This is a genomic window from Mycobacterium sp. (assembly GCF_052144515.1).
Lineage (GTDB): Bacteria > Actinomycetota > Actinomycetes > Mycobacteriales > Mycobacteriaceae > Mycobacterium.
Map to the genome: position 1 here is coordinate 1 of NZ_JBKQQD010000554.1, position 26,600 is coordinate 26,600.

At 65.7% G+C, this 26,600-nt stretch carries 27 protein-coding genes, 1 other RNA gene and 4 pseudogenes; 12 read left to right on the forward strand and 20 right to left on the reverse strand.

Annotated features, from left to right (window positions below; translation table 11 throughout):
* Positions 1-9: 9 nt before the first annotated feature.
* The 13 genes and pseudogenes from ACLP9N_RS37550 to prfB all read right to left on the reverse strand — a co-directional run bounded on the left by ACLP9N_RS37550 (position 10) and on the right by prfB (position 9,068).
* Positions 10-1,104: a pyridoxal-phosphate-dependent aminotransferase family protein gene (locus ACLP9N_RS37550; protein ID WP_442412143.1), complete on the reverse strand. Its 1,095-nt coding sequence runs from the start codon at positions 1,102-1,104 to the stop codon at positions 10-12.
* Between the two features lie 107 nt (positions 1,105-1,211).
* Positions 1,212-1,579: a transfer-messenger RNA gene (gene ssrA, locus ACLP9N_RS37555) on the reverse strand.
* A gap of 77 nt (positions 1,580-1,656) precedes the next feature.
* A complete protein-coding gene (locus ACLP9N_RS37560; RefSeq protein ID WP_442412144.1) occupies positions 1,657-2,502 on the reverse strand; it encodes a maleylpyruvate isomerase family mycothiol-dependent enzyme in 846 nt (281 codons plus the stop codon).
* Between the two features lie 18 nt (positions 2,503-2,520).
* Entirely contained in the window at positions 2,521-2,787 is a 267-nt protein-coding gene (locus tag ACLP9N_RS37565; RefSeq protein WP_442412145.1) for a hypothetical protein, read from the reverse strand.
* A gap of 131 nt (positions 2,788-2,918) precedes the next feature.
* Positions 2,919-3,203: a tetratricopeptide repeat protein gene (locus ACLP9N_RS37570; RefSeq protein ID WP_442412146.1), complete on the reverse strand. Its 285-nt coding sequence runs from the start codon at positions 3,201-3,203 to the stop codon at positions 2,919-2,921.
* Positions 3,200-3,466 (reverse strand): hypothetical protein, encoded by a 267-nt coding sequence (locus ACLP9N_RS37575; protein WP_442412147.1) that lies wholly within the window; start codon positions 3,464-3,466, stop codon positions 3,200-3,202. The genes ACLP9N_RS37570 and ACLP9N_RS37575 overlap by 4 nt, the downstream gene beginning before the upstream one ends.
* 60 nt (positions 3,467-3,526) lie before the next feature.
* Positions 3,527-4,283 (reverse strand): annotated as a pseudogene (locus ACLP9N_RS37580) (EamA family transporter).
* 92 nt (positions 4,284-4,375) lie between these two features.
* Entirely contained in the window at positions 4,376-4,873 is a 498-nt protein-coding gene (smpB, locus tag ACLP9N_RS37585) for an SsrA-binding protein SmpB (RefSeq protein ID WP_442412148.1), read from the reverse strand.
* 2 nt (positions 4,874-4,875) lie between these two features.
* Entirely contained in the window at positions 4,876-5,769 is an 894-nt protein-coding gene (gene ftsX / locus ACLP9N_RS37590) for a permease-like cell division protein FtsX (protein WP_442412149.1), read from the reverse strand.
* On the reverse strand, positions 5,770-6,459 hold the full coding sequence (gene ftsE, locus ACLP9N_RS37595; protein ID WP_442412150.1) for a cell division ATP-binding protein FtsE: 690 nt from the start codon (positions 6,457-6,459) through the stop codon (positions 5,770-5,772).
* A 44-nt stretch (positions 6,460-6,503) separates the two neighbouring features.
* Positions 6,504-6,962 carry a hypothetical protein gene (locus ACLP9N_RS37600; RefSeq protein ID WP_442412151.1) on the reverse strand — a complete coding sequence of 153 codons (459 nt, stop codon included), beginning with the start codon at positions 6,960-6,962 and terminating at the stop codon, positions 6,504-6,506.
* Positions 6,959-7,957, reverse strand: a complete 999-nt coding sequence (locus ACLP9N_RS37605) for a mechanosensitive ion channel family protein (protein WP_442412152.1) — start codon at positions 7,955-7,957, stop codon at positions 6,959-6,961. Before ACLP9N_RS37605 ends, ACLP9N_RS37600 begins: the two co-directional genes overlap by 4 nt.
* Positions 7,947-9,068 (reverse strand): peptide chain release factor 2, encoded by a 1,122-nt coding sequence (prfB, locus tag ACLP9N_RS37610; protein ID WP_442412153.1) that lies wholly within the window; start codon positions 9,066-9,068, stop codon positions 7,947-7,949. Before prfB ends, ACLP9N_RS37605 begins: the two co-directional genes overlap by 11 nt.
* A gap of 126 nt (positions 9,069-9,194) precedes the next feature.
* Between prfB and ACLP9N_RS37615 the strand changes: the two genes are divergently transcribed.
* Positions 9,195-10,553 carry an FAD-dependent oxidoreductase gene (locus ACLP9N_RS37615; RefSeq protein ID WP_442412154.1) on the forward strand — a complete coding sequence of 453 codons (1,359 nt, stop codon included), beginning with the start codon at positions 9,195-9,197 and terminating at the stop codon, positions 10,551-10,553.
* On the opposite strand, the gene ACLP9N_RS37620 is transcribed toward ACLP9N_RS37615, so the two are convergent.
* Both ACLP9N_RS37620 and ACLP9N_RS37625 read right to left on the reverse strand, forming a co-directional pair.
* On the reverse strand, positions 10,554-12,140 hold the full coding sequence (locus ACLP9N_RS37620; protein WP_442412155.1) for an FAD-binding oxidoreductase: 1,587 nt from the start codon (positions 12,138-12,140) through the stop codon (positions 10,554-10,556).
* Positions 12,141-12,149: 9 nt separating this feature from the next.
* A complete protein-coding gene (locus ACLP9N_RS37625; RefSeq protein WP_442412156.1) occupies positions 12,150-12,353 on the reverse strand; it encodes a hypothetical protein in 204 nt (67 codons plus the stop codon).
* 184 nt (positions 12,354-12,537) lie between these two features.
* Between ACLP9N_RS37625 and ACLP9N_RS37630 the strand changes: the two genes are divergently transcribed.
* Positions 12,538-13,533, forward strand: coding sequence for an Acg family FMN-binding oxidoreductase (locus ACLP9N_RS37630; RefSeq protein ID WP_442412157.1), 996 nt, complete (start codon positions 12,538-12,540; stop codon positions 13,531-13,533).
* A gap of 5 nt (positions 13,534-13,538) precedes the next feature.
* On the forward strand, positions 13,539-13,967 hold the full coding sequence (locus tag ACLP9N_RS37635; RefSeq protein WP_442412158.1) for a pyridoxamine 5'-phosphate oxidase family protein: 429 nt from the start codon (positions 13,539-13,541) through the stop codon (positions 13,965-13,967).
* Positions 13,968-13,989: 22 nt separating this feature from the next.
* Here the strand turns inward: ACLP9N_RS37635 and ACLP9N_RS37640 are convergent, their stop codons facing one another.
* Entirely contained in the window at positions 13,990-14,316 is a 327-nt protein-coding gene (locus ACLP9N_RS37640) for a hypothetical protein (RefSeq protein ID WP_442412192.1), read from the reverse strand.
* Positions 14,317-14,386: 70 nt separating this feature from the next.
* Positions 14,387-15,571 (reverse strand): RNA-guided endonuclease InsQ/TnpB family protein, encoded by a 1,185-nt coding sequence (locus ACLP9N_RS37645; protein ID WP_442412159.1) that lies wholly within the window; start codon positions 15,569-15,571, stop codon positions 14,387-14,389.
* Positions 15,572-15,669: 98 nt separating this feature from the next.
* Here ACLP9N_RS37645 and hisN point away from each other — a divergent pair, with 98 nt between their 5' ends.
* The 3 genes from hisN to ACLP9N_RS37660 all read left to right on the forward strand — a co-directional run bounded on the left by hisN (position 15,670) and on the right by ACLP9N_RS37660 (position 19,180).
* Positions 15,670-16,458, forward strand: coding sequence for a histidinol-phosphatase (gene hisN / locus ACLP9N_RS37650; protein WP_442412160.1), 789 nt, complete (start codon positions 15,670-15,672; stop codon positions 16,456-16,458).
* Between the two features lie 86 nt (positions 16,459-16,544).
* Positions 16,545-17,942, forward strand: coding sequence for an acyl-CoA dehydrogenase family protein (locus ACLP9N_RS37655; RefSeq protein ID WP_442412161.1), 1,398 nt, complete (start codon positions 16,545-16,547; stop codon positions 17,940-17,942).
* 32 nt (positions 17,943-17,974) lie between these two features.
* Positions 17,975-19,180: an acyl-CoA dehydrogenase family protein gene (locus ACLP9N_RS37660; RefSeq protein WP_442412162.1), complete on the forward strand. Its 1,206-nt coding sequence runs from the start codon at positions 17,975-17,977 to the stop codon at positions 19,178-19,180.
* Here the strand turns inward: ACLP9N_RS37660 and ACLP9N_RS37665 are convergent.
* Both ACLP9N_RS37665 and ACLP9N_RS37670 read right to left on the reverse strand, forming a co-directional pair.
* On the reverse strand, positions 19,173-19,709 hold the full coding sequence (locus ACLP9N_RS37665; RefSeq protein ID WP_442412163.1) for a GNAT family N-acetyltransferase: 537 nt from the start codon (positions 19,707-19,709) through the stop codon (positions 19,173-19,175). The two genes, ACLP9N_RS37660 and ACLP9N_RS37665, sit on opposite strands and share 8 nt — an antisense overlap.
* Positions 19,709-20,570 (reverse strand): annotated as a pseudogene (locus tag ACLP9N_RS37670) (oxidoreductase). The gene ACLP9N_RS37665 and the pseudogene ACLP9N_RS37670 overlap by 1 nt, the downstream one beginning before the upstream one ends.
* Before the next feature lie 28 nt (positions 20,571-20,598).
* Between ACLP9N_RS37670 and ACLP9N_RS37675 the strand changes: the two are divergent.
* Both ACLP9N_RS37675 and ACLP9N_RS37680 read left to right on the forward strand, forming a co-directional pair.
* Positions 20,599-20,751: pseudogene (locus ACLP9N_RS37675) on the forward strand (oxidoreductase); the annotation flags it as partial.
* A gap of 58 nt (positions 20,752-20,809) precedes the next feature.
* Positions 20,810-21,778 carry an NADPH:quinone oxidoreductase family protein gene (locus ACLP9N_RS37680; protein WP_442412164.1) on the forward strand — a complete coding sequence of 323 codons (969 nt, stop codon included), beginning with the start codon at positions 20,810-20,812 and terminating at the stop codon, positions 21,776-21,778.
* On the opposite strand, the gene ACLP9N_RS37685 is transcribed toward ACLP9N_RS37680, so the two are convergent.
* Entirely contained in the window at positions 21,775-22,833 is a 1,059-nt protein-coding gene (locus ACLP9N_RS37685; protein WP_442412165.1) for a YVTN family beta-propeller repeat protein, read from the reverse strand. The genes ACLP9N_RS37680 and ACLP9N_RS37685 overlap by 4 nt on opposite strands.
* A 184-nt stretch (positions 22,834-23,017) precedes the next feature.
* Here ACLP9N_RS37685 and ACLP9N_RS37690 point away from each other — a divergent pair, with 184 nt between their 5' ends.
* From ACLP9N_RS37690 to ACLP9N_RS37705, 4 genes and pseudogenes are all read left to right on the forward strand, one after another.
* Positions 23,018-24,121: a homogentisate 1,2-dioxygenase gene (locus ACLP9N_RS37690; protein ID WP_442412166.1), complete on the forward strand. Its 1,104-nt coding sequence runs from the start codon at positions 23,018-23,020 to the stop codon at positions 24,119-24,121.
* The gene (locus tag ACLP9N_RS37695; RefSeq protein WP_442412167.1) at positions 24,121-25,308 is read left to right on the forward strand and encodes an alpha/beta fold hydrolase; all 1,188 of its coding nucleotides are present in this window, start codon (positions 24,121-24,123) and stop codon (positions 25,306-25,308) included. Before ACLP9N_RS37690 ends, ACLP9N_RS37695 begins: the two co-directional genes overlap by 1 nt.
* Before the next feature lie 3 nt (positions 25,309-25,311).
* A pseudogene (locus ACLP9N_RS37700) lies at positions 25,312-25,378 on the forward strand (hypothetical protein); the annotation flags it as partial.
* Positions 25,379-25,380: 2 nt separating this feature from the next.
* Positions 25,381-26,580, forward strand: coding sequence for a CaiB/BaiF CoA transferase family protein (locus tag ACLP9N_RS37705; protein WP_442412168.1), 1,200 nt, complete (start codon positions 25,381-25,383; stop codon positions 26,578-26,580).
* Positions 26,581-26,600 lie beyond the last annotated feature (20 nt).

Sequence of the window (26,600 nt, forward strand, 5' to 3'; positions counted from 1 at the left end):
ATATCCGGACTAGTCGAGCAGATCATCCACCGCGCCGAGCAGCGCGACCACGGAGCGGTCCCGGGCAGCGTGGCCCATCAGCCCGATCCGCCAGGCCTGGCCAGCGAACTCGCCGAGCCCGCCGCCGACCTCGATGCCGTACCCGTCGAGCAGCTTCTTGCGCAGCGGGCCCTCCCCAAGCCCATCCGGCAGGCTCGTGGCGGTGAGCTGGGCGAGCCGGTTGCCGGCCTGGGCGACCAGCCCGAACCCGCGCTTGCCCAGCGCCTCCTGCAGTCGGGCGCCGACCGCCGCGTGTCGGGCCCACACCGCTTCCCGGCCCTCGTCCAGCAGCCGGGCCAGTCCGGCGTGTAGCGCGTAGGCGAGCGTGGACGACGCGGTGTGGTGGTACTTCGGGGTGGGCGCCAGGTAGTAGTCGTACAGCAGCCCGAGATCGAGATAGAACGAGCGCACGGGGCGGGAGCGCATCACGTCCACCGCGCGGGGCGACAAGGTCACCGGGGCCAGCCCGGGCGGTGCACCGAGGCACTTCTGGCTGGCCGAGTAGCAGGCATCGATGCCCCAGTCGTCCACCCGCAGCTCGTTGCCACCCAGCGCGGTGACCGCGTCCACCAGTAACAGCGTCTCGGTCTCCCGCAGGACGGCCAGCGGCTGGACGTCGTTGCGGACGCCGGTGGAGGTCTCCGCAGCGATCACCGCGAGCAGCCGCGCGTCCGGGTGCGCACGCTGGGCGTCCAGCAGCGCCTGCGGGTCCAACGCTCGGCCCCAAGGCGCCTCCACCCGCACCACCTCGGCGCCGCCCCGGGTGGCGACCTCGCACAGCCGCTCGCCGAAGTAGCCGTTCACCCCGACGATCGCCTTCTCTCCCGGCGCCAGCAGGCTCACCAGGCAGGCCTCCATGCCGGCCGAGCCGGTGCCGCTGACCGGCAGGGTCAGCTCGTTGGTGGTCCCGAACACGGCCTTCAACTGCGCGGAGATGTTGGCCATCAGGGCCAGGTATTCCGGGTCGAGGTGGCCCAGCACCGGCCGGGCGAGTGCCTCCATGGCCTCGGGGTAAGGGTTCGAAGGGCCGGGGCCCAGCAGCATGCGGTCGTTGTGCGCGGTCACGGGAGCGAGCCTAATCAAGCGGGCGACACCGGCGCTCAGTATTTGCCCAGTTGTCGGCAGCTCCACGAACGCCGTCCCCAGGCCCCGGGCGTTGACCCTGCGTAAATGAGTGGAGCTGCCGGGAATCGAACCCGGGTCCTACGGCATTCCCTCAAGGCTTCTCCGTGCGCAGTTCGCTATGCCTCTGCTCGGATCTCCCGGTCACGCGAACCAGCCAGGATGACGATCCCAGTCGCTGTTAGTGTCCCGATAAGTCCCGCGACCGAACTAATCGGTTGATCCCTCTAGCTGATGCCAGGGTCCGGGTCGAGGGCTTTCCCGGTCTGACAGACTAGCTGTCGCTTAGGCAGCGAGAGCGTAGTCGCGCTGTACTGAAACGGCGCTTAATTGGTTGCAACGACGCTTACGGTGGTCTCTTGCCTGCACCGGCACGCTTCCCTTGATTCGATGCGCGAAGTCGAAACCTTTCAGCCCCTCGCATCCCCGCCGATTTTCGGCAGGACAACCCATGGTACGCCGATATCAACAGCCGGCAACGTAATTAAGTTCCCGTCAGATCACGAAGTTGAGGCGCTCGACGATGCGGGCGGCCAGGTCCTTATCGCCGTCAAGCTCGACGTTCTGCGAGCGTGCGGGGCACATCGGGCGCCCACCGGCGAGCCTGGTGAACTGCAGGCCGTCGAGCCGGATCGTCGCCGTCGGCTCTTGCGCGCCGAAGTCGTCGACCACCTGGGCGCGTCCATCCACGCTGACGCGGATGCTGCGTGTCAGCGGACCGGTCAGGTCGAACTGGACGCGTGAGCCCTCGGGCGCTTGGGCAAGCTTGCCGACCACGAACCCCATGGTCGCCGCGATCTCGTCGAGGGACAGTTGCGACGCGGGCCCGGTGAGCTCGCCGTCGGTCGACGGTCGCTGCAAGGCCATCCGGATGTCTTGCTCGTGCATCCAGCAGTCGAAGACCCGGATTCGCATGAACCGTCCATAACTGTCCATGCCCGCCGGCGTCGGGGTCGGCGCGTTCCAGTCGTCGTCGGACATAGCCGGCAGGACCTCGCGGCGCTTGCTGGTCACCGCGCGGTAGCGCTCCAGGACGCTGGGGCCCGGATCCGCGCTCAGATGACGCACCCAGCACTCGTTCATCGCTCCGATGTCGTTGCGCACGTGCTCGAGGGACTTGACCTCGATGTCTGGTTGCGGTGCTTCGATGCCCTGAAGGAACGACTCGGTCCCGATGATGTGGGACACGACGGCGCGCACGCACCACCCCGGCAGCGGCGTCACCGCCTGCCAACCGCTCTCGGGCAAGCCTTCCAGCAGCGCGTCGATGGAGTCCCACACGGCGAAAAGGCCAAGCAACACGTTGGACTTGTCGACTGTGGTGATAGAACGAGTCGCCATGGTCGGATAGTAAGCCGATCAGCGCCCGATATAGAGGCCGACCCGGAAAAGAACCAAACCGCTGATCGCCAGGATGCCGCCGACGGGAACCATCGCCACCGGCCCGGGGAAGACGGTGACCCACGCTCCGGCTGCGACGGCCGCCACCGCATGAACGATGCGGACCGTGGCGTAGTACTGCTCCCGCAACACTGAAGCCAACACCTGGCGAGGGATGGCACGAAGCAACCAGCCGAAGGCCGCGATCAGTGCCGCCGTGACCAGCCCGGTAAGCACCCGCAGCACCCCGGTCGGTTATCCCTCGCTATACAACCCAGAGGTGAAGGCGACAAGAAAACCGAGAAGCGCCGCGGCGACAGTCACCCATCGCAGCACTCTGCGCAGCACCACGCCGATATTGCTGCGGGCGAGATCTCCTAGCGCCGGGTCACTGCCCGCGGCACCGAGGAAGCCGCGCAGGGCGTGTGCGAACTTCCGCGCGCGAGCCGGTTGACACCCATGTTGTTGAGCGCGTCCGCGTTGCCCGGTTCCGGCGTCAACGCCTGCTCGTACGACGCATTGGATTCCCGGATTCGGCCCAGGTCGTGCAGGATCGAGCCACGCAGGACCAGCGCGTCGGTGTTCGTGGGGCTCAGCCGCAGCGCCTCGTCCACTGAGCACAACGCCGACGAGTACTGGCGCGATTTTTGCAGCAGTCTCACATAAATGCGGTGTGAAGGCGGGCTCGATGATGCCGGCGACTTGACGAGTCGCCCCCCGATGCCGTCAACGAAGACGACTTCGAGCGCAACCGGCGCCGGCGGCGTCCCTCGCGGGTCAACGCCTCGCTGCAATGCCTCAGCGCCTCGGCGTAGCGCCCCTGATCGGCCAGCAGGCCAGCCAGATGCAAGCGCAACTCGATCACGTCGGGGCTGTGTACCATCGCACCGGACAACTCCCGAATAACCGGGTCGTCTTCACCCAACGTCATCTCCCCCGACGTGATTTGTGGCCGCCGGGATCATATTAAGGGGCCGCGCGGGTGTCAGCCCGCGGCGATCATCGCGACAGAACCCATTGCCATCGCCATGCCGATCCCTTGCCAGCGCGTCACCCGTTCCCGCAACACCGCCATCGCCAGCACGACGGTTGCCGCCGGATACAGGGAGATCATGATGCTGGCCAACGAGAGCAACCACGACTGCAGGGCTATCAGTTGGGTCACGAGCGCGCAGGTGTCCAGGAGCGCGATGGCCAGCGCAAGCCTCATCGATTTGCCGCGCGGGAGCCTCAGATTGCCCTTCGTGGCCGCGAGAGCAGTGATCACCAACGTGGCCGACAGGCGCGCGAACACCAGCGGCCAGAGCTTGCACTCATGGGGCGCCTGGTGCAGGAACACCAGGTCCAGCCCGAACGCGGATCCCGCCAAGACCGAGCCAGGCCACCTTGGGGGTGAACCGATAGGGGTTCGCCCCGTCGGCCGTCCCTTCCCCGGCTTCGCGGCTGACCAGCATCACCGCAACGATTGCCAGCACGACGCCCATCGAGGCCGCTTGGCCCGGTCGCTCCCCCAGTGCGATGCCGACCGCCACGGGTACGGCGGCGTTGAGCACGCCCGCCAACGGCGCTACCACAGAGATCGGGCCGGAGCCCAGCGCCGCGTAGAACGCCCACATGCCGAACGCCTGGCCGATGCCGTACATGCAGCCCCAAAAGACCGCACCCGCGTGAATCGGTCCGCCGGCGAACAGGGCCAGCACACCCAGCAACACCGCCTCGACCGGGTACGCCGCCAGCATCACGCGCAGCGCGGCTATCCGCCGCGCTGCCACGCCGCCCACAAAATCGCTGAGGCCGTACGAAACGGCAGACAGCTGCGCGTAAGCGGCTCCGATCAGTTCATACCTTTCGCTCGGCGGCCCAGCTCCCGAACAACTTCACGCTGGGCGTCGCGGCGTGCCATGTCCTGGCGTTTGTCATAGGCTCGCTTGCCTCGTGCCAGCGCGAGCTCAACTTTGACCTTGCCCTCCGAGAAATACAGAGACAACGGCACCAAGGCGAGGTTACCATCTTGGATCTTGCCGATCAGAGTGTCGATCTGTCTGCGGTGTAACAACAACTTTCGATTGCGACGAGGATCATGGTTTGTCCAGCTGCCATGCTGATACTCGGGAATGTGCAAGTTGCGCAACCAAATTTCGCCATCGTCGACGGTGGCGAAGGCATCGACCAACGACGCGTGACCCTCCCGCAGGCTCTTGACCTCGGTGCCAAGCAACGCCACGCCGGCCTCGTACTGCTCCAAGATCGAATAGTTATGGCGCGCTTTGCGATTGCTGGCGATGATCTGTTTGCCCCCGCGAGCCTTCGCTCGAGATGTGTTGTTGGCCACAGCTACCGCCGCACGTATATGCGCACTGTTGCATAGGCCGTGAGCGCTGCCATCGCCGCGCCGAGCAGCAGCAGAATCGGCGAGATGTAAAGGATGTCGGCATAGTCCACCCGCGCTATCAAATTCGCTTGGTAGAACTGGTTCAGAGCGCTGTCCAGGAAGAATGCCCGCACCGCGACCAAGCCGATGATGGCGATCACGACGCCAATCGTCGCCGCCAGCATCGCCTCCACCAGGAACGGCAGCTGCGTGTACCAGCGGCTGGCACCGACAAGTCGCATGATGCCAATCTCCGTGCGGCGCGTGTAGGCCGCGACTTGGACCATGTTGGCAATCAGCAAGATTGCCCCGATGGCCTGGACCATAGCGACGGCGAACGCGACATTGCTCAGGCCGTCCAGCACAGCGAACAGGCGGTCGATCAAATCCTTTTGATTGAGCACGGAAAGCACTCCGGGCTGGCCCTGCATCGCAGCGTCAAATTCCTTGTGCTGCTCGGGGTTTGCCAGCTTCACGATGAACGACGCAGGGAAGGAATCCTTTCCGGCAACGTCCTTGTACTGCGGGAACTTACGGATCGCGTCGTCGTAGGCATCCTGACGGTTGAGGAAACGCACCGATTTGACGTCTTCTCGCCCTTCGATCTTCGACCGCAGTGCTTTGCACGGGTTGGCGCTGCAGGCCGGATCGTTGGCGGAGACGTCATCGGTGAGGAAGACCTGCGTCTCGACGCGGTCGAGGTAGATGGCCCGCGAGTTGTCGGCCAACCGGACCACCAGCAGACCGCCGCCGAACAGACCGATCGAGATCGCGGTCGTCAGGATCATCGCGACGGTCATGGTGACATTGCGACGCAGACCGGTCAGGACCTCGTTGAGCAGGAAACCGAAGCGCACTTAGCGGTCCATTCCGTAAACGCCACGCTGTTCGTCCCGAACCAGCCTGCCCAAAGAGAGTTCGACCACCCGCTGGCGCATCGAGTCGACGATGTGGTGGTCATGGGTGGCCATCAGCACCGTCGTCCCGGTGCGGTTGATCCGCTCCAACAGGTCCATGATGTCCTTACTGGTGTCCGGATCAAGGTTGCCGGTGGGCTCGTCGGCCAGCAGCACCAGCGGCCGGTTGACGAACGCCCGGGCGATCGCGACCCGCTGCTGCTCGCCACCGGACAGCTCGTGCGGCAGCCGGTTGGCCTTACCGGACAGGCCGACCGTCTCGAGCACGTCGGGCACCACCCGGTTGATCGCGTCTCGCCGTTTGCCGATGACTTCCAGCGCGAAAGCGACGTTCTCGAACACGGTCTTTTGCTGCAGCAGCCGAAAATCCTGGAAGACGCAGCCGATCACCTGACGCAACTTCGGTACCTGGCGACCAGGCAATTTGTTGACGTGGAACTTCGAGAGCCGAATGTCTCCCGCTGTCGGCGTGTCCTCCCCCAACAGCAGCCGCATGAACGTCGATTTGCCCGAGCCCGACGGGCCGATCAGGAAAACGAATTCACCCTTGTCGATTTTGACGTTGACGTCGTCCAACGCCGGACGCGCCGACGCTTTGTACTTCTTGCTGACATGGTCCAGGGTGATCATCACGGCACGCCAGTTTAGCCGTGAATTTCGCTGGCACGCGACGATCAACTCGCCGGTGGTACCGGCGTGGGCACCGGGCCCGGTCCCGGCTGCGGTGAAGGAGTCGGGGTTGTGCTGGGGGTGCAGAAGGGCGGGATGCACGGCAGCGTCGGCAGGACGAACGGCGGCGGTGTGGTCGTGGTCACGGGCGGGGGCGGCGTTGTGGTCGTGGGCGTCGGTGTGGGTGTGGGCGTGTCCGCGGGCGGCTGCTGTACGCGGGTACGCGGCACCCAGGTGTAGTTCGGGTCGGGCACGAACCCCGGTGGCACCACCTGTGTGGCCGGGGGCCCGTCGTGGGCCGGCGGCTGCGGCTTGTAGGTGTCATAAGTCCACCAAACCGCCAGGAACAGCACGATCAAGACCAGGGTGGAGATGCGGATCCGGCCGCCGAACACGTGGCGCGGCCAGCTCCGATCCGCGTCGTCGTCGCTGCGCTTCTCGAGGGGGTTCAGGGTGAACTTCACCGCTGACGCACCGAACCCGGGGTTGCTTCATGCGCCTCTTCATTCGCCTCTTCGGCGGCCTGGGTAGCGGGCACGGCGGGATCGTCAACGACGGCGATCGTCGGGTCGGCCGTGGTGAAGATGCCGGCGCGCTCGAGTCCCCGGATCACGATCACACGCAACTGCCGGCCCGCCTCGAACTGCTTGCCGGGCAGCGTGCGGGCCACCACACGCAGGGTGACGGTGTCGACTTCGATGCTTTCGATCCCCATCACCGTGGGCGCGTCGAGAAGCAACTCCCCCAGCACCGGATCGTCGAGCGCGTGTTCGCACTCCTGGTGCAGCACCTCGTTGACGCGGTTGAGGTCAGCGCTGGTCGACACCGGGATGTCCACCACCGCGCGTGCCCAGTCCTTGGACAAGTTGATCGTCTTGACGATCTGACCGTTGGGGATCGTGAACAACTCGCCCTCCGAGGAACGCAGCCTGGTCACCCGCAACGTCACGTCCTCGACGGTGCCGCGCGCCTCGGCAGCGATCCCCGAAACGGTCAACGAGACCAGGTCGCCGAAGCCGTACTGCTTCTCGACGATGATGAAAAACCCCGAGAGCAGGTCCTTGACCAGTTGCTGAGCACCGAAGCCGAGCGCCGCACCCAGCACAGTGGCCGGCGCGATCAGCCCACCCACCGAGAACTGCAGGACACCGCCGATCTCAACGATCACCCAGATGGCGATGATGACGATCGACACCCACTGGATCACCGACGCCACGGCCTGCCGGTGCTTGGTCGCCTCCGACCGAACCAAGGCGTCGCTTTCGGCGAAACCTTCGTCGAGCTGCCGGGTCACCTGCTGGGCCACCCAGGTGACGAACCGAACCGCCAGCACCGCCGCGATCAGCAGCATGACGATCCGCAGGCCCCGGGTGATGACCCATTCACCTATTTCGCCGCGCCAGAAATCATGCCAGCGCTGCGCCATCGAGATTGCAAGAAGAGTTGTGTTAGTCGTCATCTTTTCGGTTGCGCCACCGGATCCCCGCTTCCAGGAACCCGTCGATGTCTCCGTCCAGGACGGCGGCGGGATTGCCCACCTCGTACTCGGTTCGCAGATCTTTGACCATCTGATACGGGTGTAGTACGTAGGAGCGCATCTGGTTGCCCCACGAGCTGCCGCCTTCGCCTTTCAAGGCGTCCAGCTCAGCGCGTTCTTCTAAACGCTTGCGCTCCAACAACTTTGCTTGGAGCACCCGCATTGCCGAAACTTTGTTCTGCAATTGCGACTTCTCGTTCTGACAAGTCACGACGATACCCGTTGGGATGTGGGTTAAACGAACCGCTGAGTCGGTGGTGTTCACCGACTGACCGCCCGGCCCGCTGGAACGGTAGACGTCCACGCGCACATCGCCTTCCGGGATGTCGATGTGATCGGTGGTCTCCACCACCGGAAGCACCTCGACTTCGGCAAACGACGTCTGGCGCCGGCTCTGGTTGTCGAACGGGCTGATCCGCACCAACCGATGGGTTCCCTGTTCGACCGACAGCGTGCCGTAGGCAAACGGTGCGTGTATGGCGAAGGTGGCGCTTTTGATCCCGGCTTCTTCTGCATAGGAGGTGTCGAACACCTCGACGCCGTACTTGTGCTGCTCGGCCCATCGGATGTACATCCGCATCAGCATCTCGGCCCAGTCGGCGGCGTCCACTCCGCCGGCACCGGAACGGATGGTGACCAGCGCCTCGCGCGCGTCGTACTCGCCCGCCAGCAGGGTGCGCACCTCGGCGGCTTCGATGTCGGCGCGCAGCGCCTTGAGCTCGGCGTCGGCCTCCGCATGCGCTTCAATTCCGCTGGCAGCGCCTTCGCCCTCCTCGGCCGCAAGCTCATAGAGCACCGGCAGGTCGGTGAGGCGCTGGCGCAACTCCTCGATCCGGCGCAGCTCGCCCTGGGTGTGGGATAGCTCACTGGTCACCCGTTGCGCGTTGGCCTGGTCGGCCCACAGTTGCGGGTCGGACGCCTCATGCTCCAGCTTCTCGATGCGGCTGCGCAGACCGTCGACGTCGAGCACCCGCTCCACCGTGGTCAGGGTGGAGTCAAGGGCGGCGATGTCGGCTTGACGGTCAGGTTCCACAGGCGACCACGTTACCGGCACCAACGTTTAGCATCAGAAGACCATCAGTGCACCCCGCGACTGCGACGCCCAGCCCGTACTCAGCCCCCTCGCGCCGCAGCCGGGCACGAAACAGAAGGCTGGAGTATGCGTCCGTACCATGTCGCCATCGTCGGCTCCGGGCCGTCGGGATACTTTGCCGCGGCATCTCTGCTCAATGCGGCCGAGATCGAAGTGGCCGTCGACGTGCTGGAAATGCTGCCGACACCGTGGGGCCTGGTCCGCTCCGGCGTCGCTCCCGATCACCCCAAGATCAAGTCGATCAGCAAACAATTCGAGAAGACCGCCGAGCACCCCCGTTTCCGCTTCTTCGGCAACGTGGTCGTCGGCGAACACGTCGAGCCCCGCGAACTCGCCGAGCGCTACGACGCCGTGATTTACGCGGTCGGGGCGCAGTCCGACCGCGCGCTGAACATCCCCGGTGAGGAACTGTCGGGCAGCGTGGCCGCGGTCGATTTCGTGGGCTGGTACAACGCGCATCCCAACTTCGAGCAGATGGCGCCTGATCTGTCGGGCGCCCGGGCCGTTGTGATCGGCAACGGGAACGTCGCGCTCGACGTCGCGCGCATCCTGATCACCGACCCCGGCGCGCTCGCGGCCACCGATATCGCCGATCACGCGTTGGAATCGCTGCTCCCCCGCGGGGTGGAGGAAGTGGTGATCCTCGGCCGGCGCGGGCCGCTGCAGACCGCGTTCACCACGCTCGAGCTGCGCGAGCTGGCCGACCTCGAGCGGGTCGACGTGATCGTCGATCCCGCCCAACTTGAGGGCATCACGGACGAGGACGCCGCCGCGGTGGGCAAGGTGTGCAAGCAGAACATCAAGGTGCTGCGCGACTATGCGGGCCGCGAACCCCGCCCCGGACATCGCCGCATGGTGTTCCGGTTCCTGACATCGCCGATCGAGATCAAGGGCGACGGCAAGGTGGAAGCAATCGTGCTCGGTCGCAACGAACTGGTCACCGACGACAGCGGGCGGGTGACGGCCCGAGACACCGGCGAACGCGAAGAACTGCCGGTTCAGCTGGTCGTGCGGTCGGTCGGTTACCGCGGCTTGCCCACTCCCGGGCTGCCGTTCGACGACAAGAGCGCGACCATTCCGAACACCGGGGGCCGGGTGCAGGGCAGCCGCAACGAGTACGTCGTCGGCTGGATCAAGCGCGGTCCGACCGGGGTGATCGGGACCAACAAGAAGGACTCACAGGACACCGTCGACACGCTGCTGGCAGATCTGGCCGCTTCTAAAGAACTCGGAGGAATCGCGGAATTACCCGAAGATCATGCCGATCAGTTGGCCGACTGGCTGGCTTTGCGCCAGCCCAAGCTGGTCACCTCGGCTCACTGGGAGCTGATCGACCGCTTCGAACGCGAGGCCGGTGAGCCGCACGGGCGGCCTCGCGTCAAGCTGCCGAGCCTGGCGAAGTTGCTGCATATAAGCCACGGCTGATCACGGGTCGACCAGCACCCCGGGATTGAGAATGCCCGCCGGGTCCAGCGCGGACTTGGCCGCGCGGAAGGCCGCCGCGAACGGGTCTGGGCGCTGCCGGTCATACCAGGGACGGTGGTCGCGACCGACCGCATGGTGATGGGTGATGGTGCCGCCGGTCGTGCTGATCGCCTCGGACACAGCGGCTTTGATGTCGTCCCACTGCGCGTCGAGCGAGCCCCAGCGTCCGCTCGCGTAGATGCCGTAGTACGGGGCCGGGCCGTCGGGGTAGACGTGGGTGAACCGGCAGGTCATCACGCCGGCCCCGCAGACCCGCTCGATCGCCGTGCGCGCGGCCTCGGTCACCGCCGTGTGCAGTTCGTCGAATCCATCCCAGGGACAAGCGGTTTCGAACGTCTCAGCGATGACGCCGCGGCGCGCGAGGGCGTCGCGCTGATAGGGCATGCGCAGGAAAGCCGAGCGCCAATTCTGCGACGCATCGTTGGTTTCCGTTGAGTCGCTTCCGGTTTCGCGGCTACGGCGGGCGGTCACGGTACCTCCGTGTTCGGCGGCGATCTCGACGGCCCGGTCCAGCCACGGATCTATCGGATGGTCCGCCGATTCGAAGGCAAGTACCAGTAGCCCGCCGCTGACCGCGGTGCTGGCATTCAGGAACGCCTCGGCCGGGTCCAGCAACCGGCAATTCGCCGGGTAGAGCCCGGACTGCGCGATCGCCCGCGTCGCCCCAACCGCGACCGCCCAGTCGTCGAACGCCACCGAAGCCGTGACCTGCCATCGCGGGCGGTTTTGCAACCGCATCCACGCCTCGGTGATGATGCCGAGCGTACCCTCGGAGCCGACGAACAGCCGGTCCGGGGACGGGCCGGCACCGGATCCCGGTAATCGGCGCGACTCGCTGACCCCGGACGGGGTGACAACCCGCAAGGATTCGGTCAGGTCGTCGATGTGGGTGTAGAGGGTGGCGAAGTGACCACCGGCGCGGGTGGCCAGCCAGCCGCCGAGGCTGGAGAAGGCGAAGGATTGCGGGAAGTGCCGCAACGTCAGATCGTGTGGGCGCAACTGTTGCTCGATCCACGGCCCGAGCGCCCCGGCCTGAATCCGCGCGGCCCGGCTTACCCGGTCGATTTCCAGGACCGAGCTCATCACGGAGACGTCCACGGTGACCGCCGGCCCGTCGAACCGCGGCTCGACACCGCCGACCACCGAGCTGCCGCCACCGTAGGGAATCACGGGAATCCCCTCACGCGTGCACCAGTCGAGCACGTCGACCACGTCCTGTTCGCGGCGCGGCCGGACGATCAGGTCCGGGACGCGGTCGAGGTCGCCCTTCAGGTTGCGCACGACGTCGCGAAACGCCTTGCCGCGCGCGTGGCCGGCTCGGTCAGTGGGGTCGGTCGAACACAGCGTGGCTAGCGACGGCGGCGGGGTGATCCGCGGCGCCGCCAACCCGAGCTCGTCGGGGTTCGGTGGACGGTGGTCGGTCAAGTCATGGCCGGGCAATAACGCGGCGACCCGTGCCTGAAGGGCCCGCGTCTCCTGCTCGGACAGGGCATCCTCGACGGCACCCCAGCCCCACCACGAACGCATTTGAAGGCGTTAGCGTTTCAGGACGACGGCGGCTCCGCCGAGGAGCACCAGCACCACGGCCGCAGCGATAGCCCAGCCGACGCCGGCGAGCCACCAGATGACACCCAACAGGATGAGCGCCGGCGACACCGCAAAGAGCGCTATCCCGGGGTTCTGCTTGATCACCGCGAGCGCACTCTTCGCCCGGATCGGATCGATTTCCTTGCCTGCCATGTCATCAGCATGCCAGCTGACAACGTCAAAGCAAGCCCTTCTCCCCCCGGGCAACTGCAACAGAGGATTGATGTTGGCGCGGTAACGCTTCCCGCCCCACCGAAGAAAAAGTGACACAAGGGGTTTGGTTGAGGGGACGAAGGGCCCTACCGAGCCCGCGCCGAGCCCCGTTAGCTTGATTATCGTGCAGATAAACGTCCTGAAGAAGGCGGTCCTGCTAGCGTGCCGGGCACCGTCGGTGCATAACAGTCAGCCCTGGCGCTGGGTCGCAGAGGTCAACCCCGAAAAAAGCACTCTGCACCTGTTTGTCGATCGCCGCCGAACGGTGCCGGCCACAGACCATTCGGGCCGCGAAGCGATCCTCAGTTGTGGTGCTGTGCTCGACCACCTTCGCATCGCGATGACGGCGGCGCAGTATCAAACGAGTATTTCGCGGTTTCCCAACCCGAACGATCCCAGCCACCTCGCCACCGTCGAATTCAGCCCCATCGATCACGTCACCGAAGCACAGCGAGACCGTGTCCGGGCGATGCTGCAGCGCCGCACCGATCGCCTTCCATTCGGCGCTCCCGCGGACTGGCAGTGGTTCGAGCCCGTCCTGCGCAGCAGGTTCGACGAAGACGTTGCGATGCTTGACGTCTTATCGGATGATCAACGGCCTTGCCTTGTGGAGGCGTCGCAGCTCTCCGAGGCATTTCGCCGTGACGACCCGTCATATCACGTCGAACTCCAATGGTGGACTTCGTCATTCGCGCTGACCCAAGGTGTGCCGCCGAGTGCCCTGCTATCAGTTGCTGAACGCCACCGAGTCGATATCGCCCGGGAGTTCCCGATCAGGAGCCGCCAGGATCGACGACCCGAGATGGATGCGGACTGCTCGAAGATCCTTGTGCTGTCAACTCCTGACGACACGCGGGTCGACGTGTTGAGGTGCGGCGAGGTGCTGTCGACCGTCCTCGTCGAGTGCACCGTGGCGGGTATGGCGACGTGCACGTTGACCCATCTCATCGAATCCGCGGAGAGCCGCGACATCGTCGGCGGTCTGATCGGCCGGCGGGGCGAGCCACAAGTCTTGATCCGCGTCGGCACAGCACCGCCAATGGAAAGCCCTCCCGCGCCCACGCCAAGGCGGCCGCTGGATAACGTCTTACAGATCCGTCACATGCCCGAGAAAGGTTGATTTCCGTGGCTGATGAGCCAGTTATCGTTTTATCCGAAGACGAGAGTTGGAGTCGACTGGAGAGCGCCTCGCTGGGCCGATTGGTTACCAGTATTGGCGGTGAGCCCGAGATCTTCCCGGTCAACTTTGTCGTGCAAGACCGCACTGTGCTGTTTCGAACAGGCGAGGGAACCAAATTGTTCATAGCCGTGACAAACGGCAAAGTGGCTTTCGAGGCCGACGACCACAACGTCGCCGAAGGCTGGAGTGTGATTGTGAAGGGTCATGCCCAAGTGCTGAATACCGACGACGAGATCCAGAAAGCCGAACGTGCCGAATTATTTCCATGGACAGCGACGCAGAAAGATCACTACATACGGGTGATCCCATCCGAAATCACCGGCCGCCACTTCAGTTTCGGCCCGGAGCCGGACAGCTACTTGCCCTTTGGCTGACCGGCGAGTCAATGCGGCCCGCCTAGCTGGTTGGCTCAGACGGCGCGAACGTCCAGTTGTCCGGATTCTTCGGCGAATACACCACCGGCATCAGTTGGCCCACGGTCGGCCATTGGTCGACGTTGACCGCCATCCGCTGATACACCGCGTGCTCATTGACGGTGGGCCCATTAATGACACCGGCGATGGTGACGAATTGCTCACCGCCGGCGTCCGGTCGCGGGCTGACCCCGGTCACCAGCAGCGTCCCGCTGGCCAGGTCGCCGCGCGGGCCGCGATGGATGAACCGCTGGGCGAGCAGCACCCCCAGAACCGCCAGCAACAGGAACAGCACACCAAATTCCCACACCCAGCCATGGTAGGACTGCTGATTGACGTCCTCCACCGGATTAAGCCGGTGGATTCCAACCCCGTCTCACCTAGGCGGCAGGAGAGCAAGGTTGAGGTTCACGGTTCGCAGACCGGCTAGCGCCGAGGTCTCCCCGTGCTGTCGCCGCCCGTCCGGCGGCGATGTTGCGTGCGGCGTTGACATCGGCGTTGCACGGCCCGGCACTGCAGGCGACGCACTGGAAAACCGCTTGGCTCTTGCGGTTTTCGGGCGCGATGTGCCCGCAGTAAGAGCATCGTTGCGACGTATACGCCGCCGGGACGAATTCCAGCCGTCCCGAGGCCTTGTGCTGCAGCCGGGCCACCAGCAGTCCCCACCCTTGGCGGCTGATCTGGCGGTTGAGGCCCCGTTTCTGCGCGACCCGGGTGCCCGGGTGTTCACGTGTCCCACGCGCCGAGCGGGTCATCGCACGCACCTTCAAGTCCTCGACGCGGATGGTGTCGAAGCGGCGCGCCACCTCGGTGGTGGTCTTTTCCACCCAGTCACGGCGGCGATCTGTCTCACGGGCACGCAACTTCGCAATGGCCAGCCTGGTTCGTGCACGCCGAGCAGATCCGCGCTGCGCCCAAGCCAAACGCTGCTGCAAGCGGCGCAGCCGCTGGGTTTCGCCGGCGCGAAGACCAGGAACATACATCAACTCCCCGCTGGACAGCGCCACCGAGACCGCCACGCCGCGATCAACACCCACCACGCTGCCATCACCGGGGCCCGCGATGGGGTCGGGGATGGCGGCAAAAGCGATGTGCCAGCGCCCAGAGCGATAAAGAGTCACTCGGTAGGACTTCACGGTGTCGGCGATGGCGCGGGTCCAGGGGAAGCGCACCCATCCGACCTTGGGTATCCAGACCTGCCCGTAGCGGCGGTTCAGCCGTTGGATGTGGCGCGGTTTGACTCCGACCTGCCGGAATCCTTCATGCCTGCCGGCCTTGCGCCACGTCGGGCGACGGTGGCTGCCGTGGAAAAAGTCGCGCAGCGCTTGGGCGAAGTCCCGCAACGCTTGCTGCTGCACGGTCTGCGGCCCTGCTGCCAGCCAGGCGTATTCGGCTCGGGCCGCGGTCAGCTGGGCAGATTGCTCGTTGTACCCAGGCGCGTGGCGACCCGGCTGCCAGTGCCGCTGCTGCTCCACGGCAAGATTCCACACAAACCGAGCATGACGACAGTGCTCGACCAACACCGCCGCCTGCTCAACACTGGGAAGCAACCGAAACCTGCCCACACTAACAACCTAGGCAGCACCACCGACAACCAGACGAAAGGAAGGAAGCGGCACTTCCTCCCCGGCTAAAGCCAGGGGCTTCCACGCCGCAAATCTGAATGAGTCACGACGATCTGATGCTGGCGCTGACGCTGGCCGACCGCGCAGACGCGCTGACTCGCACCCGGTTCGGCGCGCTCGACCTGAGGATCGACACCAAACCGGATCTGACCCCGGTAACCGACGCCGATCGGGCGGTCGAAGCCGACGCGCGTCAGGTGCTCGGGCGTGAGCGGCCGGACGACAGCATCCTAGGTGAAGAGTTCGGCGGCACAACCACTTTCAGCGGTCGGCAGTGGATCATCGACCCGATCGACGGCACCAAGAATTTCGTGCGCGGGGTTCCCGTGTGGGCCAGCTTGATCGCGCTGCTCGAAGACGGGGTCCCGTCGGTCGGTGTGGTGAGCGCGCCGGCGCTGCAACGCCGATGGTGGGCGGCGCGAGGTCAGGGCGCGTTCGCGGCGGTCGACGGCGGTCAGGGACGCCGGCTGTCGGTGTCCGCCGTGGCCGAGCTGGGTTCGGCCAGCCTGTCGTTCTCGAGCTTGTCGGGGTGGGCGCAGCGCGGCTCGCGCGAGCGCTTCATCGCGCTGACCGATGCCGCGTGGCGGGTGCGCGCCTACGGCGACTTTCTGTCCTATTGCCTGGTGGCCGAGGGGGCCGTCGACATCGCCGCCGAACCGGAAGTGTCGGTGTGGGACCTGGCGGCGCTGGACATCCTGGTGCGCGAGGCCGGCGGACAGTTCACCAGCCTGGACGGCGCGCCCGGCCCGCACGGCGGCAGCGCCGTCGCAACCAACGGCCTACTTCATCAAGACGTGCTGAGCAGGCTGGACGCCGGATCGGTGTGACATAACTAACAGGACAGACTCAACCTATCTTACTCCGGAGTAAGATAGGCGTCATCCGCATCGCCCCAACGACCGAGGCCGCCGACATGACCGATACCGTCACCAGTTCGAAGCATCCATCCCGCCGCCGCAAGCGGCGCGGTCGCGAGACCGGCGTCGGGATGCAGCCGCACAAACGGACCGGGATCGACATCGCGCTGGCGGTGCTGGCGCCGATCGTCGGCCAGGACTTCCTGGACAGATACCATCTGCGCGATCCGCTCAACCGGACCCTGCGCTACGGCACGAAGACGATATTCTCCACTGCCGCCGCCACCGGCCGTCAATACAAGCGGGTGCAGAGCCTCCGCGGCGGACCGACCCGGCTGAAGTCCAGCGGTAAGGACTACTTCGACCTGACGCCCGATGACGACCAGAAGCTGATCATCGAGACCCTCGACGAATTCGCCAAGGAGGTCTTGCGGCCCGCGGCGCACGACGCCGACGAGGCGGCGACCTACCCGCAGGATCTGATCGCCAAGGCCGCCGAGTTGGGTATCACCGCGATCAACATCCCCGAGGATTTCGACGGTATCGCCGCGCACCGCTCCAGCGTGACCAACGTGCTGGTGGCCGAGGCGCTGGCCTACGGCGACATGGGTCTGGCGCTGCCGATTCTGGCCCCCGGCGGCGTCGCCTCCGCGCTGACACACTGGGGCAGCGCCGACCAGCAGGCCACGTACCTGAACGAGTTCGCCGGCGAGAATGTCCCGCAGGCCTGCGTCGCCATCGCCGAACCGCACCCGCTGTTCGACCCCACCCGCCTGGCGACCACCGCGACACGCACCCCCAGCGGATACCGGCTCGACGGGGTCAAGTCCTTGGTGCCGGCCGCGATCGACGCCGAACTGTTCATCGTCGGCGCGCAACTGAACGGCAAGCCGGCGCTGTTCATCGTCGAGTCGTCCGCGAAAGGCCTGACCGTCAAGGCGGACCCGAGCATGGGGATTCGCGCCGCGGCCCTGGGCCAGGTGGAGCTGTCCGGGGTGACGGTGCCGCTGCATGCCCGGCTGGGCGAGGACGAGGCCACCGACGCCGACTATTCCGAGGCGATCGCGTTGTCCCGGCTGGGCTGGGCGGCGCTGGCCGTAGGCACCTCGCACGCGGTGCTCGACTACGTCGTCCCGTACGTGAAAGAGCGTCAGGCATTCGGCGAGCCGATCGCCCGCCGTCAGGCCGTGGCGTTCATGTGCGCCAACATCGCCATCGAGTTGGACGGGTTGCGGCTGATCACCTGGCGCGGCGCTGCGCGCGCCGAACAAGGCCTCGCGTTCACCCGCGAAGCCGCACTGGCCAAGCGCCTCGGCACCGACAAGGGCATGCAAATCGGTTTGGACGGCGTGCAATTGCTCGGCGGCCACGGCTACACCAAAGAACACCCGGTCGAACGCTGGTACCGCGACCTGCGGGCCATCGGCGTCGCCGAGGGCGTGGTTCTTATCTGAATCCTGACCTGATACGAGCTGAAAGATCAATCATGGCAATCAATCTGGAGCTACCGCGCAAGCTGCAAGCGGTGATCGTCAAGACCCATCAGGGCGCCGCGGAGTTCATGCGGCCAATCGCACGCAAATACGACCTGAAGGAACACGCCTACCCGGTCGAACTCGACACCCTGATCAATCTGTTCGAGGGGGCCGCCGAGTCATTGCCCTTCGCCGGAGCCGACGCGTTGCGCGACGAGGGTGAACGCAAGGAAAAGAACGAGAACGGCGCCAATATGGCCGCGCTCGTGCAGACGATCGAGGCGTGCTGGGGTGACGTCGCGATGATGCTGTCCGTCCCGTACCAGGGGCTGGGCAACGCGGCCCTCTCCGCGGTCGCCACCGATGAACAGCTGGAACGCTTGGGCAAGGTGTGGGCCGCGATGGCCATCACCGAGCCGGGATTCGGCTCGGACTCGGCGGCGGTGTCGACCACGGCCAAGCTGGACGGCGACGAGTACGTGATCAACGGCGAGAAGATCTTCGTCACCGCCGGATCGCGCGCCACCCACATCGTGGTGTGGGCCACGCTGGACAAATCGGTGGGCCGGCCAGCGATCAAGTCGTTCATCGTGCCGCGCGAGCACCCCGGAGTCACCGTCGAACGCCTCGAGAAGAAGCTCGGCATCAAGGGTTCCGATACCGCCGTGATCCGCTTCGACAACGCCCGCATTCCAAAGGAAAACCTGCTGGGCAATCCCGAAATCGAAGTCGGCAAGGGCTTTTCCGGGGTGATGGAGACCTTCGACAACACCCGGCCGATCGTGGCCGGCATGGCCATCGGGATCGGGCGCGCCGCCCTGGAGGAAATCCGCAAGATCCTCACCGACGCCGGCGTGGAAATCTCATACGACAAACCGTCGCACGCCCAAAGCGCCGCTGCCGCAGAGTTTTTGCGGATGGAGGCCGATTGGGAGGCCAGCTATCTGCTGACGGTGCGTGCGGCATGGCAGGCCGACAACAACATCCCCAACTCCAAAGAAGCGTCGATGAGCAAGGCCAAGGCCGGCCGGATGGCCAGCGACGTCACCCTCAAGGCGGTCGAAATGGCAGGCACCACAGGCTATTCCGAGCAGTCGATGCTGGAGAAGTGGGGACGCGACTCCAAGATCCTGGACATTTTCGAGGGCACTCAGCAGATTCAGCAGCTGGTGGTCGCGCGTCGATTGCTGGGCCTGTCGTCGGCCGAGCTCAAGTAGCGATCTCGGCCGGCGGGTCGACCTCGTCATCGGGGACAACCAAGTCGAGCTGCCACCACTGAACGTCGTGCCACGCCCCGAGCTTCCATCCGACCCGCTGATAGCGGCCCACCGGCCGGAAGCCGAGGGCCTCGTGGAACGTATTGCTGGCCTCGTTGGGTTGGGCGATGCCGGCGAACGCCCGCCGGAAGCCGCGTGTGGCAAGCCAGCTCAGCAATTCGGCGTACAGCATCCGTCCACCGCCCAGGCGCAGGCGGTCCCGCGCCATGTAGATGCTCGTCTCCACCGACCACTGATACGCGGCCCGCGAATTGAATTGGTGCGCATAGGCGTAACCGGCGACATCTCCGTCGACCTCGAGCACCAGCCATTCGTGCGTCACCCCGGCGGCGGCAATACGGGCCGCCATCTCCTGCACCGTCGGCGGTTCGGTCTCAAAGGTGATCACGGTATCCAGCACATACGGGCGATAGATCTCGGCGCACGCGGCGGCATCGGCACCGATCGCGGAACGGACCCGTGGTGACATTACGCAGCGACGGCGTTCAGCCGTTCGCGGGTCTCGTCGTCGAGCTCGACGGTGCTCGCGGCCAGGTTCTCCTCCAGGTGTGATACCGACGAGGTCCCCGGAATCAGCAGGACGTTGGGTGCCACGCTCAACGTCCAGGCCAACGCGACCTGCGCCGGCGTGCGCCCGAGTCGTTCAGCGGCGCTTCGCACCAACTCGTGGCCGAGCACCGGATTATTGGGTCCGGTAAACGCCGCTCCCAGTGGAAAGAACGGTACGAAGGCGATGCCGCGCGCCGTGCATTCGTCCAGTACGGGCACCGACGCGCGGTGCACCAGGTTGAAAGCGTTTTGCACACAGACGATCTCGGTGCGCTCCAAGGCGTGCAGCAGGTGCTCACGGGTGATTTCGCTGAGCCCGATCCCGCCGATCAACCCTTCGTCGCGGGCTGCGATCATGACCGAAAGCTGGTCTTCGAACAGCTGATCCGGCGCTTCGCTCTCGAATAACCGCAAGTTGACCGCGGCAAGTTGGTCAACGCCGAGGGTGCGCAAATTGGCTTCGATGTCTCGGCGCAAGTCTGCGGGATCGGACAGCGGTAGCCAGGCGCCGGCTTCATCGCGCCGACCGCCCACCTTGCTGACCAGCGCCAGGTTCTCCGGGTACGGATGCAGCGCCTCCCGGATGAGCTCGTTGGCGACGTCGGGACCGTAGAACTGGGCGGTGTCGATGTGGTCGACGGCGAGTTCGACAGCCCGCCGCAGGACGGCCACCGCCTCGTCGTGATCGCGCGGGGGGCCCGAGCACGCCGGGCCCGGGCAGTTGCATCGCGCCGAAGCCGACGCGGGACACCGAAAAGCGGCCGAGTGGAAATGAATCCATGGGGTGAGATTAGCGTCGAACCATGGAGCTGTGGGCACGGCTGGGCGATTCGTCGCGGCCGCGCCGCCTGGCCGACATCACCAGCGACGTCGACGTCAAAGCCGTCATCGGCGTGCTCGACCAGCTGCGCACCGGGGCATTCTCGGGCCGCGCGGTAGTGCGGGTGGCGGGCGGGTTCTGAACCGACCAGTAGGCTTTCAAAGGCTATTGAATCGCTGGTCGATGACGACGGAGGTGGCATGCGCGCGGCACAGTTGACTCGCCTTGACGGACCGGATGGGATCGAGATCGTCGAGGTGGACGAGCCCTCGGGCGACGGGGTGGTCGTCGACGTGCACGCCGCGGGAGCGGCATTCCCGGACGCGTTGCTCACCCGCGGCCTCTACCAGTACCGGCCGGACCCGCCCTTCATCCTGGGAGCCGAGATCGCAGGGGTGGTGCGATCCGCACCGGACGATGCCGCCGTGCGGCCCGGCGACAGAGTCGTCGGCCTGACAATGCTCACCGGCGGCATGGCCGAGGTCGCGGTGTTGGCGCCCGACCGAGTGTTCAAGCTGCCGGACAATGTGAGCTTCGAGGCTGGCGCCGGCCTGCTGTTCAACGACCTGACCATGTACTTCGCGTTGAGTGTCCGTGGCCGGCTACAGCAGGGCGAGACCGTGCTGGTGCATGGCGCGGCCGGCGGAATCGGGACCTCGACGCTGCGGCTGGCGCCGGTGCTCGGGGCGTCGCGCACCATCGCGGTGGTCAGCACCGAGGAGAAGGTCCAGATCGCCACGGCGGCCGGCGCGACCGATGTGGTGCTGGCGGAGGGATTCAAGGACGCGGTGAAGGAGTTGACCGACGGCCGGGGCGTCGACATGGTCGTCGACCCGGTCGGGGGCGATCGGTTCACCGACTCGCTGCGCTCGCTCGCGCCGGGCGGACGGCTGCTGGTGATCGGCTTCACCGGTGGTGAGATTCCCACGGTGAAGGTAAACCGATTGCTGCTCAACAACATTGACGTGGTCGGGGTCGGCTGGGGCGCATGGACCCTATCGCACGCCGACGCGCTGGCCGAGCAGTGGGCCGGACTACAGCGGCTGCTCAGCTCGGGCGAGTTGCCTCCGCCCGAGCCGGACGTCTACCCGCTCGAGGAGGCCGCCGCCGCGGTCGCCTCCCTGGAGAATCGCACCGCCAAGGGCAAAGTCGTCCTGCGCGTCCGCTAGCTGGTGCTGATCACCGATACCGTGCCATCGCCGGTGTTGGCGGTGTAGACGGTGTGCGTGACGGTGTCGAATGCGATGCCGTCCGGGCCTTTTCCGACCTTGATGGTGGCGGTGATCTTGCGGGCTTGAGGGTCGACCACCGACATCGAATCGTCTTGGGAATTGGTGATGTACGCGATGTGGGCGCCCGCGTCGGCCACCCATCCGTCGGGGGTCCTGCCGACCGGGATGGTTTGGGTGACCTTGCGAGACGCGGTGTCGATCACCGACAGCGCGTTGTCACCCGCGGTCGTGACGTAGGCGGATCCGTTGACCACCTGCACATCGTCCGGGCCCCTTCCGACCGGGATGGTAGCGGCAACTTGGCGCGACGCGATGTCGATCACCGACATCGAATTGTCGTCGGCGTTGGCGACGTAAACGGACTGGGTGGCCGGGTCCACGGCCACACCATCCGGCTTTTTCCCGACTGGGATGGTGGCGGTGACAGTACCGGCCGCCGTGTCGATCACCGACACCGAACCGTCGTCTTCGTTGGCGACGTAGGCGGTGTGGCTGGCCGGATCCACCGCCACCGCCTCGGGCGTCTTCCCGACCTTGATCGGTGCCCCGACTACGGCATTGGATCCGGTGTCGATGATCGAGACCGAACCATCGTCGCCATTGGTGACGATGGCTTTCTTGGCCTGCGAATCAATCGCTATGCCTTCAGGCTTCTTTCCGACCTTGATCGAGGTCTTCACGGCGTTGGACGTCGCGTCGATCACCGACACCGTGTCGTCGCCGGAGTTGGTGACGTACACGATCTTGGCCCCCGAATCCACCGCGACACTATCCGGGCTTTTCCCGACCGTGATGGTCGCGGTGACCTTCGGCGCCGCTGCCGGGGTCCCGGACTGACCCGAAGCCTGACCCGAAGCCTGACCTGTGGCCTGACCGGAAGACTGGCCCGAGGACTGGGAGGTGTTCGTTCCCTGTGACGAGCAACCGCCCACACTGAGCGCCGTGAGCGCCGTCACGAGAAGCGGATACGTCAGGAAGGCGGTGTGCTTCATTGCTTACCTCCTAGGTCGGTTGGCGAACCCCGTCGGGAATCAAAGCACAAGCTGGCTTGGAAGGAAATGTGACACGAGCAAATTGCGCGGCCGCCCTCGCGAGGGCCCCTTGTGTAGGCGCAAAAGAAAAAGTAATATCACTTTCAGTTTTATGTGCCGAGCCTGACATCCCAGGGAGTAATCCATGGAATCCTTTGTCCACCTGCGAAAAGGAACGACGCCACACCGACTGCATGCCGATTTGGGCGGACTCAAGGACGACGAGCTAGGCCGGGGCGGGTTCACCGGCCGCACCGCCAACGTCTACCGCCGCCACGACCCCACCGCCTACCGGTCGGTCGGTCCGCTGCGCCCCGTCGACGTGCTGTCCAGCGAGCTCAAACCCGACGACGCCGCCGACGCCAACGGTGGGCCGTTGCTGATGTTCAGCAACCCCGACTGCCGCATCCTGCTGAGCCGCCGCCACGAGCCGATGCCGTTCTACACCCGCCATGTCGACGGGGACCTGTTGTGTTTCGTGCACCAGGGTGCCGGTCTGCTGGAAACCGAGTTCGGGCCGCTGCGCTACCGCGAGGGCGACTGGGTCTACATCCCGAAGGCGTGCACCTGGCGTCAGGTCCCCGACGCCTCAACAAACGAGGCGACCACGCTGCTGATGATCGAAGCCAGCGACGAATTCCGGGTACCGCCGCCCGGCCCGTTGGGCCGGCACTTCCCATTCGACCCGTCGCAGGCCACCATCCCCGAACCGGAGCCAATCGAGGACGATGGCCGCGACGAATACGAGGTCCGGCTCGTCCACGAAGGTGGCCCGACAATGCTTTACTATCAACATAATCCGATCGATGTCGAGGGCTGGCGCGGTGACAACTTCCCGTTCACCTTCAACATCACCGACTACAACGTGATCACCTCCGACAGCGTCCACCTGCCGCCGACAGTGCATCTGTTCATGCAGGCCACCGGCGTCTACGTGATGAACTTTTTGCCCAAACCCGCCGAAGGCGTCGCCGGCACCGAGCGCACCCCCTGGTATCACCGCAATGTCGACTACGACGAGATCGCCTTCTTTCACGGCGGCTCGCTCTACGGCATCGCGATGCCGCCGGGCCTGATCACCCATGCGCCGCAAGGAGTTCACCACGGCGCGCCGGAGAAGGCGCGCGAACGAGCGCGCCGCAAGTTCGACGAGCATTTCCGCGTCGACTGGCAGGTCATCGCCGTCGACACCCGCCGGCGACTGACACCGTCCGCCGAAGTACTCGCACACGACCTAGGGCAGCATTGATGAAACAAGCAGTCAAGTACGACTACGACCGAATCCCCTATTTGGTTGCCTTCCAGAACAATTCCGGCGTCCGTGATGTCTACGGCGGTCTGGCCGAGATCACCGTGCTGGAAAGCTATCTGCTCAAGCCGAAGGACAAGCCGTCGGACACCGTGCTGGTGTTCATGCACCCGATCGGAGGCGGCGCGTACCTGCCGATCATCAACGCGCTGGCCCGCGCGGGCCACCACGTCATTTACTGCAACAGCCGGTTCCGCGGCACGGATTCGGCGCTGCTGATGGAGAAGGTGGTCGAGGATCTCGGCGAGTGCATCAAGGACGCCAAAAACCGGCTGGGCTACGCCAAGGTGGTGCTGGCGGGGTGGAGTGGCGGCGGTTCGCTGTCGGTGTTTTACCAGCAGCAGGCCCAGCACGCCACGATCACGTCCAGCCCGTCGGGCGACGGCCCCGACCTGACTCGGCTGGACTTGATCCCCGCCGACGGCATCATGCTGCTGGCCGCGCACATCAGCCGGCACGGCACACTCACCGAATGGCTGGACGCGTCCATCCTCGACGAATCCGACCCTACCAAGCGCGATCCCGAGCTCGACCTCTACAACCCGGACAACCCCAACCAGCCGCCGTACAGCGAGGAGTTTCTGGAGCGCTACCGGCAAGCTCAAATCGACCGCAACCGCCGCATCACGGCGTGGGTCAAAGACAAACTCGCCGAGCTCGAAGCGGCCGGGCGCCCGGATGACGAGTTCGGGTTCGTCGTGCACGGCACGATGGCCGACCCGCGGTGGCTGGATCCCGCGGTCGACCCTAACGAACGCGCGCCGGGGACGTGTTATCTCGGTGATCCTCAAGTGGTGAACATGAGTCCCGTTGGGCTGGGCCGCTTCTCGACATTGCGTGGCTGGCTGTCGCAGTGGAGTTACGACGAAGCCAAGGGTGATGCGGTGGCCTGCGGCCCCGATATCGCGATCCCGGCGCTGGTGATCGGCAACCTGGCCGACGATGCGTGCACGCCCAGCCACACCCGGCGGCTATTCGAGGCGATCGGAAACCCCGACAAGGAGATGCACGAAATTCCGGGCGCCACACACTATTACGCGGGCCCGGATCAGCGCGACAAGCTGCGTCAGGCCGTCGACATCGTCACCGAGTGGCTGGTCCGCCACGACTTCGCGGGCGCCGAATGACACCCGCCGGCGACGATGCAGAGCCAAAGCGATGAGGTGGGGGCACCTCCCGCTTGCGGGGGAGAGCGGCGCGTGACGGGGGCGTTGGATGGGATCCGAGTGCTCGAGCTGGGCACCCTGATCGCCGGACCGTTCACCGGCCGGCTGCTCGGCGACATGGGCGCCGACGTCATCAAGGTGGAACCGCCCGGCGCCCCAGATCCGTTGCGCACCTGGGGCCAGGCCGAGCTCGGCGGACACCACGTCTTCTGGACCGTGCACGCGCGCAACAAGAGGGGCATCACCCTCGATCTGCGCCGGCCGCGTGGCCGCGAGCTGTTCCTCGATCTCGTCGAGAAATCCGACATCGTGGTGGAGAACTTCCGGCCCGGCACGCTGGAAAAGTGGAACCTTGGCTACGACGTGCTGTCCGAACGCAACTCGGGCATCATCCTGGTCCGGGTGTCCGGCTACGGGCAGACCGGGCCCGAGGCCCATAAGGCCGGTTACGCCTCGGTGGCCGAAGCGGCCAGTGGGCTGCGGCACCTCAACGGTTTCCCCGGCGGCCCGCCGCCCCGGCTGGCGCTGTCACTGGGCGACAGCCTGGCCGGCATGTTCGGCGCCCAGGGCGCGCTGGCCGCGCTCTACCGGCGCAGCGTCACCGGCCGTGGCCAGGTGGTCGACGTCGCGCTGACCGAATCTTGCTTGGCTGTGCAGGAATCGACGATTCCCGACTACGACCTCGGTGGCGTCGTACGCGGACCGTCGGGCACCCGGCTGGAGGGTATCGCGCCGTCCAACATCTACCGCAGCGCCGACGGCTCCTGGGTGGTGATCGCCGCCAACCAGGACACCGTTTTCGTCCGGCTCTGCGCGGCGATGGGACGTCCCGAACTGGCCACCGACGACCGGTTTGCCACGCACGGGGCTCGCGGACGCAATCAAGACGAACTCGACAAGATCATCGGTGGGTGGGCCGCCGAGCGGCAACCCGGCGAGATCATCGAAACACTCTCCGCCGCAGGGGTGATCGCGGGGCCGATCAACACCGTCGCCGAGGTCGTCAACGACCCACAGCTGCGCGCGCGCGGCATGCTGGTCGAACACTTCGATGAACGCGTCGAACGACCCGTACTGGGCCCGGGAATCGTGCCGGTGCTCTCCGAATCGCCGGGCAGTGTCCGCAACGCCGGCCCGGCGCGACCGGGACAACACAACGACGACGTCTATATTGGGCTGCTGCGCAAGTCCACCGAGGAGCTCGAACAGTTGCGCGCCGAGGAGGTGCTGTGAACTCCCGCACCGACGACGAT